The following is a 13,046-nucleotide window of genomic DNA, read 5'->3' as shown; positions in this document are numbered from 1 at the left end:
GGCCTGATTTTAACTTAAGTTAAAATTCTGAAATATTTTTTAATACAGCAGGCTAATGGATGTACGATTATCAGTGAGCCTTGTAAAAATTTTCAGCATACGACGTAATCTTATGGCTGCCTCCATGGGCAGAGGGCAGTGCGCGTCAGCCTTTGTTGATTTTTGGCTCAGTTAAACGACCGTCGAAACTCCAACGGCGAAAGGTTGGTCTTTGTCTTGAAAAGTTTGCTGAAGGAAGCCAGGTGTTCGAAGCCGAGTTGATAAGCAATTTCGCTTACCGACAAGTCGGTGGTAGACAATTTTTCCTTCGCCAGCTCAATCAGTTTATTGTGCAAATGTTGTTGTGTACTTTGTCCGGTTAGCGATTTTAGCAGACTGCTCAGGTAATTGGGTGTAATGTGTAGTGATTCGGCAATATAGGTGACTGTCGGTAATCCTTTTTCGGTCAGTGCGCCGCTATTAAAATAATGGTTAAGTAATTCTTCCAGCCGGTATAGAATGTCGTGGCCGGACATCTTACGCGTGATGAACTGGCGCTGGTAGAATCGTTCAGCATATGTCAGCAGTAACTCCAATTGCGCAATGATCACGTTTTGACTAAACCGATCGATCGCACTATGATACTCATGTTGCATACTTTTGGCAATGCCGGTGATCATCGTCTCTTCTTTGTCGGAAAGATGCAAGGCCTCGTTTGCCGCATAGCCGAAGTATTCATACTGCTTGATCGTTTTGGCCAACGGCGTATTCCACAACAGATCCGGATGGAATAAGATCATCCATCCGGAAGGGTTGTGTACGTAGTCTTTTTCAACGTGTATCGTTAGCACCTGTCCCGGTGCCATAAAATGCAGCACACCCTCATCAAAGTCATGCGGCTGCTGTCCATACAACATTTTCAGGTGAAAGTTCTTCTTTAGGGAGATCGAATAAAAATCGAACACCCTGCTATAGGAACCCTCTGCCGGCGGCCCCAGCGCCTCGAGGTCGATGATCGTGATAAGCGGATGTTCAGGTTTTTGCAACCTGAACAATTTGTGGAACTCGCGGATGGACCTGATGCGTACGACCTGTTTGTTCATGCTACTCTAAGGTAACGCAATTATTTAACGTAAATATTGCCAGCCAGGTCGTCGGCAAGCGACACGTGTGATGGCCGCCATCCTAATTGCTCTTGCGTAACCTTGCTCGAGGCGGGACAGTCTATGGCGATAAAATGAGCAAACGGACCAAAGTGAGCGGATGCTTGTTCCGTAGCGATGGATGCGACTGGCATGTTGAGCTTTGAGCCTATTGCCTCCGTGATGGCTTTGAGCGTAATCGCTTCGTCGCCGACAGCATGATACCGCGCACCTGCCTCGCCGCGCTCCAGCGCTAATCGGTAGAGCCGGACAGCATCCAGACGGTGGACGGCATTCCAGCGGTTCAGGCCTTCGCCAATATAGGCTGCCACACCCTTTGCACGCGCAGTGTTGATGAGCATCGGCACGAAACCATGGACGTCGCCTTCACCATGAACGGAAGGAGAGAGCCTTATGGCCATAGCACGTACCCCCTGCGCTACGAAGGCCAATCCTGCATCTTCGGAAACACGCGGGAACTTCTCCCGGTCGTGCGCGCTGACCATATCTTCGGTGGCCAGGCGCCCTGGGCTGACCAGTGCGGTGCCGGAAGTAATAATGAATGGCCGGTTCGAGCCAACGAGCACCGAGCCGATGGCCTCAATCGCGCGGCGATCTATTTCGCACACCTCTTTGAATCGTGAAAAATCATGAACGAAACCAGCATGGACTACGCCATCTGCGGTGGCTGCTCCGCTTTTTAAACTTTCCAGATCTTCAAGATCGCCGCCGTAAACCTGGGCGCCTGCCGCGAGAAGCGCCTGAGCAGAAGCCTCCGAGCGTGCCAGTCCCAATACCTGGTGGCCGGCATCTATTAATTCCTGAACAAGGGCAGAACCAATGAAGCCTGTAGCTCCTGTAACAAATACTTTCATGTTGTGTTTTTTTACAACACAAACATCACGTAGCGTACGGAAACAGATTTAGCCAAATCTTGGATTGGTTTAGTTAAATCTTGGATAAGGAGATAATGGATTAACGAGAATGACTAGACAACCTTTTCGGCCAATCGGATCTGTAGTTTGACAGCCTTCAACGAAGAGAGTAAGCTGATCCACACGATGACCGCCAGCGTGGCAGACATTCCAATGCTCCGGAAGAGCACGTCTTTCACCTCGTCGCCGTGCAAGAACAAGTCTAGTATATCCGGTATTTCGAGTCCTTCGCGATAAAGAAGTGTGCCGATCGTTATATAGTTTGCCAGCAGGATACAAACAATGTTGGAAAGAACGATAACATATTTCATCGCTGGGCCCTGCTTGCCTTTAAAAAAGACGTAACCCTTAACTCCGAGGAATGCAATGAGCAAGGCCATTACAGCCGCCATTCGCTCTAAGTATACGGCTAAAAGGACCCATGCAACGATACCAGGTGCTGAGAATAAAATCGATCCGACGAAGCCGGCGATATAATTTTTTTCTTCTAGCAGGTTCTGCCGTTCTTGTTGACCTAACTCTTTTTCCTTGATACTGAAACATTGCTGACAAAGCATGACACCCGTTTCGGACTGGTTATAGGCGACCACGCCATCCCGCGAATTGCACGTAGAGCAAGTGTCACCCGCCATTGCGCCAATTGTTGCAAACTGGGCAGCCAGAAAATCGAGCAAGGCATATACAGTCTTACTTTTTGTGAACCGCCACACTTCGATAAACTGAATGTATACGGTGCGCTGTGATATTTCAAACTTCGTGAATCGCAGTATTTTCTTATTTTTTGTCAGTGTCTCCCATAGCTGTTGCCGTTGTTCGCCGGTAAGCGTGCCCATGTCAGCTTCTACATACTTGTACTGTGGATTGCCTAACAAAGGGCCATCGCCGATGGTGAATGAATACCCTTTGTAGAAGCCGAAAACAGAATTTTCGGTTTTATGCCAGCCCAGCGTGCGGGCAATCTTTTTAGCTTTTGGAAATAACATGACTCAGGTTAGCGATGCAAATTTCGGGGTTGCGCGGCGGAATGCAAAACATCGCAAGGATTTTGTCACATCAGAGCTTAACCCTAAAATCACGGGCAGGCTGTGGTAAAATCGCGGGCCAGCCTGGCCGTCCATCCGGCAGGCTTTTATAAAAATAGATACACCACAAGGCACCATCGTCGCCAGCGATGGATTGAGTGATCCATACAGCGACTTCGACACCAATCCAAACAACCAGGCCTACAACGGCATCGGCTGTGAATTTTACCTGGAGTGCGACGAGGTGATCGAAGACTTCCAGGTATTTCAGAGTTCCTGGCAGTTCCGGGTGTTATATCAGATGGCGCAACAGGCCGCCAGCAATCCAAACATTGGAGGCATCATCGAAGAGTATACCTACATTTCGACCGAGCTCTACGACTGTGACGACGTACCCGAAGCACTTGTCAACGAGGAGGGGCGAATAGGCGTACTCATCGGACTGCCGTCAGCCACCGTTCCTTCCAGGGTTCAGTTAAGCATAGAAAATATACGCCTGGTCAATGTAAAGCTCCTGACGCTTTCGGAATTGAGCTACATCGTACAAAACGGCCCCGAAGGAAGAATCAAATTAGGGGAGTTGTTGCTCCAGCAGGAGAAGTCCAGCAAATCGTTTCTGGAACGGCAGTCAGTAATTTGATCCGTAGTCAGCTATTACACCATACTTATCCCAAGACTGCCAGCACAGGTTGTAACTCGCCCGAAGGGGCAGACACGTGGCAAAGCCCTATCATATTACGCATGCCGCGCTCCGGTAAGCCGGAAATACAAATTAGGGCAGACTGCGTAATCGGTTGCGCATAAATCGCCCGTGGTTCCGCACACACGCTATCATAAAGTAGCATCAAGGCCAAAAAAATGCCGAAATCGATCGATTAAGTGTTTATCGATCGTTTGCATAAATAGTAATTGTTTTGTTTGAAATGTCTGATCGGAATCGTAAATATGCAATCGATTGCGCATAATGATGCGTATTTCACCCAATTTCCAACCAATCTAACCTATATGAATCCATATCCACATGTTAAACGATGGGTGTCGAGGGGTTCCGGTCTTATCCTGTTGTGCCTTGTCGTAACCTTGCACGGCAACGCACAGAACAAGGTCGTGACGGGAACGGTCAAAGACACCGACGGCGTACAAATGCCCGGCGTTTCCATCTTTGAAAAAGGCACCAGCAACGGCACAACTTCCGACGTCGACGGCAAGTTTTCCCTCTCCGTATCGCCCGGCGCAGTGTTGACATTTACCTTCATCGGCATGGCCGTAAAAGACGTGGAAGTCGGCAATCAAACCTCCCTGGACGTTGTGCTGGACCACGACGTCAGTCAGTTAGACGAAGTAGTCGTCATCGGTTACGGTACAGCCAAGAAATCGGACCTGACCGGTTCGGTGGTTTCTGTCACCGGCGACGCACTGCGCAAAGTTCCCCTTTCCAATGTAGCCGAGACGCTAACAGGCCGCATGGCCGGTGTACAGGTAACTTCTACGGAAGGCTCTCCAGACGCCGACATCCGCATCCGGGTTCGTGGCGGTGGCTCCATCACACAGGACAATAGTCCGCTATACATTGTCGACGGATTTCAGGTAAACTCCATTTCGGATATTTCGCCGTCGGATATTCAATCGATCGATGTGCTGAAAGATGCGTCCTCTACCGCTATCTATGGATCGCGCGGCGCCAATGGTGTAATCATCATTACAACCAAGAGTGGGAAGCCCGGTAAAGTGTCGGTTAGCTATAATACTTTTTATGGCGCCAAGCGTATTGCCAATACCTTAGACGTACTGCCGGTAGAGGACTATGTCAAGTGGCAATATGAATATGCCGTATTAGACAACGATCCGGGTGAACTCGAGTCGTACGAGGACTACTTTGGCACCTGGGCAGACCGCGATCTGTTTACCGGTATGAAAGGAAACAACTGGCAGGAACAAGTATACGGTCGTACCGGTCATGTCTTTAGCCATGATGTCAGCGTACGGGGTGGGGGTGACAAGTTCTCATACTCGGCCAACTACGCATTATACGATGAGAAGGCGATTATGATCGGCTCAGACTTTCGTCGTAACAACCTAACGATGAAGTTCAACAGCAAACCGGCCGAGCCGGTGGAGCTGACGTTTTCGCTCCGTTACTCGGATACTAAAATCGAAGGCAGTGGCGCAAATGAACAGAACGAAGTATCGGCGTCAGACTCGCGTTTGAAGCATGCCGTCACGTATTCGCCCATCCCGCTGGCGGGACTGACCAACGATGATACGAACGAAGAGATTTCCAGCTATTTGATTAACCCCATCATAGCGACCAACGATAACGCCCGGGAGCAGAACCGTAAAAACTATACCATGGTGGGCAGCGTGGCGTGGAATATACTCGACAATCTGCAGTTCCGATCGGAAATTGGTTTGGACAACGTGCGGTCGCGCGATAACCGTTTTTATGGATTGACGACATATTATGTGCAAAACGCACCAAGCGCCGAAAACCAGGATCATCCGGCGGTGATAATAACCCAGCAAGAACAGACACGGATTAGAAATGCCAATACCCTGAACTATAACTTCAAAGGCCTGCTGGGGCCGGATCATAACCTGAACCTGTTATTGGGGCATGAGACCATTCGTACAGAAAACACACTATTTACTTCGATCGTACACGGCTTCCCGACATTGTTTACAGCCGACCAGGCATTTAAACTTACTACGCAAGGAAAATCGCAAACCACGAACAACTTCTTAAGCCCTGACGACAAGCTGCTCTCATTCTTTGGACGCGCGAATTACGAGTTCAAAGGTAAATACTTACTCTCCGCCACGTACCGCGCCGACGGTTCCAGCCGATTTATGGACGGCAACCGCTGGGGATACTTTCCATCGGCCGCTGCCGCATGGAAGATCTCGAGCGAAGAGTTTATGGCAGGTACCAGCCGCTGGCTCGATCAGTTGAAATTACGCGTGAGCTATGGGGTGGCTGGTAACAACAACATTCCGGTAGGCCAGACGGTACAATCTTTTGAATCGAATACCAACACCTGGATCAACGGGTTTAGCAGCTATTGGTCAGCTTCGAAGTTCCTGGCGAATCCCGACCTAAAGTGGGAAACAACCCATACCCGTAACATCGGATTGGATTTCAGTACGCTGCAGGGACGTGTCAGTGGTACGGTTGATGTATATAAAAATAACACAACCGATCTGCTGGTAGAATTTCCGGTACCCGGCACCGGCTATACCAGCCAGTTCCGCAACCTGGGTGAAACGGAGAATAAAGGTCTCGAAACATCGCTCAAGTACATCGTTGTGGAAAAACCGAACTATGGTTTTGATGTAAGCGTCAACATCAGTTTTAACCGCAACAACGTCAAGTCGCTGGGCATGATGGAAAACTTTGGGCGGAACACCAACTGGGCCTCAACGGAAATCGGAAATGACTTCCTGATCGAAAGGGGCAAGCCCGTAGGCATGATGTATGGCTATGTATCCGACGGCCGCTACGAAGTGTCTGACTTTGAAGGTTACGACGCCGCCACCAACACCTGGATACCCAAGGCGGGGTTGGTTACGGCAGACGACATCGTCGGCAAGGCGGCCCCGGGCATGATGAAGCTGAAAGATGTTAAGACCGATGGGATCATCACCATCGATGACCGGGGGATAATCGGCAATGCCAATCCCAAACACACGGGCGGTATCATCCTGAACGGCTATGTATACGGATTCGACCTGACAGCCGCCTTCAGCTGGAGTTACGGAAATGATATATACAATGCCAACAAGATCGAATACACCTCGTCCAGCCCGCGCTATCAGTATAGAAACCTCAGCACAATCATGGCCGATGGCCAGCGCTGGACGAACATCGACCCCACTAATGGCAATCTTATAACCGATCCGGCATCGCTGGCGAGCCTGAATGCCAACACCACGATGTGGTCGCCGTATATGGACCGGTTTGTCTTCAGCGACTGGGCAGTGGAAGACGGCTCTTTCCTGCGGTTAAATACGCTGACGCTGGGGTATACCGTCCCATCCTCGCTTACCAACCGTTTGCATATTCAAAGCCTCCGGTTATACGCTACTGCATACAACGTATTTATACTTACCGACTATACCGGATTTGATCCCGAAGTGTCGACACGAAGAAATACGGCCCTGACCCCAGGGGTTGACTATTCGGCTTACCCCAGAAGCAGACAACTCGTTTTCGGTTTGAACCTTAACTTCTAAGCGCGATGAAATCAATCATACAAAAAGTAACCTATACCGCTGCAGTCGTCATGGCCAGTGTGTTAGGATCCTGCAGCGATTACCTGGATGCTCCTCCAAAATCATCGTTGGAAACTTCCGTCATCTTTTCGTCACCCGACCTGGCAAAAGGTGCTGTGGATGGGATCAAGCTCCCCTTCGGAGAGACCAACTCCTACCGCGGCCGTTTTCTGCCATGGTACGGTATGAATACCGATGTAGAGTGGTATAACTCATCGCAGACAGCGGGTGACAATGCCGACCTGGCGGTGTACAATGCCAAGCCGAATAATAGTAATATGAATACCGAGAACAACGCCTGGGCCATGATGTACTCCAGCATCGAGCGGGCAAACGTCTGTATTCAAGGCTTGCGTCAGTATGGAAACCCGCTGCCGGGTACAGAAACGGGCTATCTGTTGGGGGAGGCGCTGACGTTACGTGCCATCGTCTACGCCGACTTGCTCAAAACCTGGGGCGACGTGGTAGCACGCTTCGAGCCCATCGTGACCGAGACCATATACTTGCCTAAATCCAGCCGGGACGAGATTTATAAACAACTTCTTGCCGATCTGGAAGAGGCGGCGACCCTGGTGCCCTGGCCCAACGAAACAGATGAAACATCCAGCATCGAGCGGATCAACAAAGCGTTTGTCAAAGGACTGCGTGCACGCCTCTGCCTGGCGGCGAGTGGTTATTCGCAATACCCCGATGGAATTCGTCGAAGCAACGACGCCGCGCTTTCGGTTGCCACGCTGTATCCCCTGGCCTACCAGGAATGTCTGGATGTGATCAACAGCGGAACAGCAAAACTGGAACCGATGTTTGAGACCGTGTTTAAGAAAAACAACCAGGACAATTTGGAAGCGGGCGGCGAGACCCTGTGGGAACTGCCGTTTGCCGATGGTCGTGGCCGCGTGCTGTTTACGTTTGCTGTGCGCCACTTGAGCGCAGACCAACATACGGACCAGGCCCGCGGTGGGCAGGGCGGTCCTCTGCCATCCCTGTTTTACGACTACGACCTGAAAGACACACGACGCGATGTTACCTGTGTGCCTTATCAATATGGAACAGCCGTCGACAAATTCGCCAGGCAGGAGCTGGTAAATCTCAATACATGGTTTTTTGGTAAATATCGGTACGAATGGATGGCCCGGCACGTTACATCCACGAACGACGACGGCGTAAACAAACTATACATGCGCTATGCCGAAATTATATTCATGGCGGCAGAAATTGCCAATGAATTAGAAGGCCCTGCCGTTGCGGCGCCCTACCTGAAGCAGATTCGTCAACGCGCCTTTGCGGCAAGCGATTGGCCAACGAAGGTAGACGCCTATGTAAATGCCTTGAATACAAAAGAAGCCATGTTTAACGCTCTGGTGGAAGAGCACAAATTCGAATTTGCAGGCGAGATGGAGCGCAAGCAGGCCTTGATCCGCTGGAACCTGCTAAAGACAAAACTGGACGAAGCAAAAGCCGACATGCATGCGCTCCAGGATCGAACAGGCGACTATGCCGATGTACCCAGCACTTTGTATTATAAATACGCGGAAGACAAAGAAACGCTCCTTGTATACGGCTTGAATCGCAGCGAAACAGGCAGCGTACCGGCAGGTTATACGCAAACCAAGACCTGGACCGAACTGGTCGATACAAAGATCGAATCCCTCTATGCAGCCGATCCGGACACGCGACAATTCTGGCCCGTCTGGCAGGTGTTCCTCGACGCCAGCAATGGCAAACTGGTAAATGATTATGGGTACTAATACAACAGCGCAGTTTATGAAAAACAGATATATACGCAAGGCCCTTTTTGCAGGTCTCTTTTCCTGCGCCTGTATAGCGTGCGACGACCTGGCGGATCCGGTGATTGAAGAACTGGATGTAGCGCGGGCCTACACGCCCACGGCATTGACCGCCATGATACGGAACCTGACATCGATCGAGTTGACCTGGAAAACGCGTCCCGACGTCGACCACTATGTAGTGGAATTCAGTCAGGACAGCCTGGCCTTTAACTCCATCATTCGCACTGTAACAGTAACGCCCGACGAATTACCACTCGTGGAACCGTTTGGCAGCGAGACGCGGTACTCAGCCCGTGTCAAGGCAGTGAGCGCCGTCGGCGCGGCTGATTCAAAGTGGGCAGAAGTCACTATCGCTACGGCCACGGAGAATATTTTTCTGCCGATAGAGAACGGTGCCATCGGTAAAGCATCGGTCACGTTGAAGTGGCCGGCCGACAGCGACGTAACACACTTCGTGATCAGACCCGGCGACGTACGACGCGATATTGCAGAAGCAGAAGCTACGGCGGGAGAAGCCACGATAACAGGCCTGTCAGAAGCGACCAGCTATACCGTTACGCTGTATAATGCAGCCAGGCAACGCGGGCAGGTAACATTTGAAACACTGGTGGATGGTACTCCCGTGCAGCCGGAAGATGACCTGAGTGCCGTCATAGCGGCAGCCGCATCCGGCGATGTATTGGTACTATACCCCGGCGAATACAACGTGTACAAGGGGGTGATCAATATCGATAAGGCAATCTCCATACGGGGGCTTTATCCGTATGACAAGCCGGTAGTGCACGTACAGTTTGCGTTGCAGCCCGGTAGCGGTAACGTGACGGTAGCCAACCTGAATATGGACGGCACATATCCTACAACCGAAGGCACCCCGGAAACGCCGCTCGACTATGCCTTCGTACATAGCGCATCCGGTACCTTCGGAACGCTGACAGTAATAGGCTGTGAAATTCACGACTACGTAAAGTCACTTGCCTCGGGCGCAGGATCCGTGGTGGCCGAGATCCCGGGTATCTCATTTGATAATTGCGTGGTAACCAACATTCAGACAGTCTCCGCAGACTTCATTGATTTCCGGGGAGCCTATGTCGCCAATGTGACCCTGACCAACAGCACCTTTAACAACTGCGCACCGGGGCGTGACTTCATCCGGCTTGACGCCGCCGCCGGACTTTCCGGAACCGGAAAAACGTCAGCGATATTGATTGACCATTGCACGCTCTACGGTGTCTCTAACACGCAAGACCGCATCGTATACGTACGCTTTGCGAACAATACTCTGGACATCCGCAATACGCTGATCGCCGCCACCGACGGATACTATACTAACCAGTCGGCTTCGTCGCAGCCCGACTGTAGTAATAATAATTACTTTAACGCAGTCGGTTTTCATACGGAGGCATATGTAACCGGCGCGAAGATCGACCAGTCCGGAAACCACACAACGCTAGATCCTGGGTTTGCCGACGCGGCAGCCGGCGACTTCACCATCAGCAGCCAGTCTTTAATTGACAGAGCCGTGGGTGATCCACGGTGGAGAGACTAAACATAATAACAGGGGTGTGTGTTTGTGGGGCACACCCTTATTTTCGTATAATGAGAAAACATGAGGATTATTAAGATAGTAGCCATAGCCCTTGCCGCAATAGCATGTCGTCCTGTTACCGCGCAGCAAAAAACGTTGGCATTTCCCGGGGCAGATGGCTTTGGAAAATATACCAGTGGCGGCCGTGGAGGCAAAGTATATACCGTCACGACGCTGCAAGACGACGGCCCGGGAAGCTTCCGTGAAGCAGTCAAAGCGAAAGAAAAACGCATTATTGTGTTTGCCGTTTCGGGCAACATTGAATTGAAGTCGCCTATTACAATTCATCAGGGCGATTTAACCATTGCCGGCCAGTCGGCCCCGGGCGATGGCATCTGTATTCAGAACCAATCGGTGTCCATCCAGGCGAACAATGTCATCATTCGTTTTCTTCGCTTCCGACTTGGTGACCTGGCAGGTCAGGAAACCGATGCACTGGGAGGTACCAAATATTCCGAAAATGTAATCATCGATCACTGTTCCGTGAGCTGGGCTACCGACGAATGCGCTTCGTTCTATCGAAACCGGAACTTCAGCTTGCAATGGTGCATCATCTCCGAGAGTCTTAATAAATCGGTGCACACCAAAGGCGAGCATGGCTACGGAGGCATTTGGGGCGGCATGGGGGCTTCGTTCCATCACAACATCCTGGCGCACCATACAAGCCGGTTGCCGCGATTCAGTGGTTCATCTACAACGCCCAACCCACCCGACGAGCTCGTCGATTTTCGAAACAACGTGATTTACAACTGGGCGGGTAACAACACCTACGGTGGCGAACGCGGCAAGTACAACGTCGTCAATAATTATTATAAGGCAGGTCCCGCGACCAGGTCTAAGAGTAATTGGATGTTAAATCCCAGCGCGCCGTTTGGTAAGTTTTATGTTCACGGAAACATCTATTACGGCAACGAAGCGGTGTCGGCCGATAACTGGAAGGGCGGCATAAAAGCGGGTGACCTTGACTCCGTACGCGCTACATCGCCATTTAATGTGGAAACGATAAAAGAACAGTCCGCGCAGGCTGCCTTTGACGAGGTTGTAAAATACGCGGGCGCCAGTGTGAAGCGCGACGCCGTGGATAAACGCATTGTACACGAGATCTGCACGGGCACGGCCACATCCGGCCAGGGCGGCAATGGCATTATCGACTCGCAACGCGATGTGGGTGGATGGCCGATATTACAATCGACATCCGCGCCAAAAGACGCCGACGCTGACGGCCTGCCGGATGCGTGGGAAAAAAAACATCACCTGAATGCCACCGACCCGTCGGATGCGTCGAAGAAGTCTACTGACTCGGAATATACCTACATTGAGCGCTACCTGAATGACCTGGTGAAAGATGTTATTCCATAGCATGGTGCCAGTGGTTCACATACGAAAGCTGACCGTACTCTTCCTCCTGCTGTGCATGTTCTTTTCGTTGCGTGCCCAGCGGCAATCCGTGGTCGTGGCACAAGACGGCACCGGTAATTTCCGGACCATCCAGGAAGCCGTCAACGCCGCGGCCAACCATTCACAAACGCGTATCGTGATCGTTGTGAAGAGCGGTACCTATGTGGAAAAGCTGGTGATACCTTCCTGGAAGACAAACATCACATTAAAAGGGGCGGATAAAGAGCACACCATCATTACCTGGAACGACTATTCCGGCAAGGGTGAGATCAACACCTTCACATCGTATACGGTATTGGTGCAGGGAAACGAGTTTCGGGCGGAGAACATCACGTTTGAGAACTCGGCGGGCACCGGGGTAGGGCAGGCCGTGGCGCTACACGTGGAGGCAGACCGCTGTGTGTTCGTAAACTGTAAGATAGTCGCCAACCAGGACACACTATATGCCGGTGTCGACAACAGCCGCCAATACTATCAGAACTGTTACATAGAAGGCACCACCGATTTTATCTTCGGCTCAGCCACCGTAGTATTTGATGGATGTCATATTCATGGAAAGAAAAATTCTTACATCACGGCAGCCTCTACGCCACAGCGACAGCGTTTTGGTTTTGTGTTCAGGAATTGCACGATCACGACATCGCCTGAAACAACAAAGCTTTACCTCGGCCGGCCCTGGCGCCCCTACGCAAAAACTGTTTTTATTGAGTGTAACCTGGGCGCGGGCATTTTGCCGGAGGGCTGGCATAACTGGAATAAGCCCGATGCGGAAAGCACATCATTCTATGCAGAATACAAGTCTACCGGCGCCGGCGCCAGTCCCACGACGCGCGTTCCCTGGTCGCACCAGCTTACAGCAGCAGAGGTCAACGTCTATACGCTGGAAAATATCTTTGGCGATTGGAATGCTGTCGCGCAGGACTGAA

The 13,046-nt window shown here is 51.1% G+C and carries 9 protein-coding genes; 6 read left to right on the top strand and 3 right to left on the bottom strand.

Annotated elements, in window-relative coordinates:
* Nucleotides 1-167 precede the first annotated feature (167 nt).
* The 3 genes from KK062_RS17405 to KK062_RS17395 all read right to left on the bottom strand — a co-directional run bounded on the left by KK062_RS17405 (nucleotide 168) and on the right by KK062_RS17395 (nucleotide 3,039).
* Nucleotides 168-1,082 carry a helix-turn-helix domain-containing protein gene (locus tag KK062_RS17405; protein WP_254085608.1) on the bottom strand — a complete coding sequence of 305 codons (915 nt, stop codon included), beginning with the start codon at nucleotides 1,080-1,082 and terminating at the stop codon, nucleotides 168-170.
* A 20-nt stretch (nucleotides 1,083-1,102) separates the two neighbouring features.
* The gene (locus tag KK062_RS17400) at nucleotides 1,103-1,996 is read right to left on the bottom strand and encodes an SDR family oxidoreductase (RefSeq protein ID WP_254085607.1); all 894 of its coding nucleotides are present in this window, start codon (nucleotides 1,994-1,996) and stop codon (nucleotides 1,103-1,105) included.
* Nucleotides 1,997-2,109: 113 nt separating this feature from the next.
* Complete coding sequence (locus KK062_RS17395) at nucleotides 2,110-3,039, bottom strand: hypothetical protein (RefSeq protein ID WP_254085606.1); 930 nt, start codon at nucleotides 3,037-3,039, stop codon at nucleotides 2,110-2,112.
* 193 nt (nucleotides 3,040-3,232) lie between these two features.
* On the opposite strand from KK062_RS17395, the gene KK062_RS17390 reads away from it, so the two are divergent.
* The 6 genes from KK062_RS17390 to KK062_RS17365 all read left to right on the top strand — a co-directional run bounded on the left by KK062_RS17390 (nucleotide 3,233) and on the right by KK062_RS17365 (nucleotide 13,045).
* Nucleotides 3,233-3,718 carry a hypothetical protein gene (locus KK062_RS17390; RefSeq protein WP_254085605.1) on the top strand — a complete coding sequence of 162 codons (486 nt, stop codon included), beginning with the start codon at nucleotides 3,233-3,235 and terminating at the stop codon, nucleotides 3,716-3,718.
* A gap of 365 nt (nucleotides 3,719-4,083) precedes the next feature.
* On the top strand, nucleotides 4,084-7,308 hold the full coding sequence (locus KK062_RS17385) for a SusC/RagA family TonB-linked outer membrane protein (protein ID WP_254085604.1): 3,225 nt from the start codon (nucleotides 4,084-4,086) through the stop codon (nucleotides 7,306-7,308).
* Between the two features lie 5 nt (nucleotides 7,309-7,313).
* Nucleotides 7,314-9,095 (top strand): RagB/SusD family nutrient uptake outer membrane protein, encoded by a 1,782-nt coding sequence (locus KK062_RS17380; protein ID WP_254085603.1) that lies wholly within the window; start codon nucleotides 7,314-7,316, stop codon nucleotides 9,093-9,095.
* A gap of 16 nt (nucleotides 9,096-9,111) precedes the next feature.
* Nucleotides 9,112-10,683, top strand: coding sequence for a DUF5123 domain-containing protein (locus KK062_RS17375; RefSeq protein WP_254085602.1), 1,572 nt, complete (start codon nucleotides 9,112-9,114; stop codon nucleotides 10,681-10,683).
* A gap of 60 nt (nucleotides 10,684-10,743) precedes the next feature.
* Nucleotides 10,744-12,081, top strand: coding sequence for a pectate lyase family protein (locus tag KK062_RS17370; protein ID WP_254085601.1), 1,338 nt, complete (start codon nucleotides 10,744-10,746; stop codon nucleotides 12,079-12,081).
* Nucleotides 12,068-13,045, top strand: a complete 978-nt coding sequence (locus KK062_RS17365) for a pectinesterase family protein (RefSeq protein ID WP_254085600.1) — start codon at nucleotides 12,068-12,070, stop codon at nucleotides 13,043-13,045. The genes KK062_RS17370 and KK062_RS17365 overlap by 14 nt, the downstream gene beginning before the upstream one ends.
* The last annotated feature ends 1 nt before the right edge of the window (nucleotide 13,046 follow it).

The organism is Dawidia cretensis (assembly GCF_018598175.1).
Classification (GTDB): Bacteria; Bacteroidota; Bacteroidia; order Cytophagales; family Cyclobacteriaceae; genus Ohtaekwangia; species Ohtaekwangia cretensis.
This window is presented reverse-complemented; position numbering and strand designations above follow the sequence as displayed.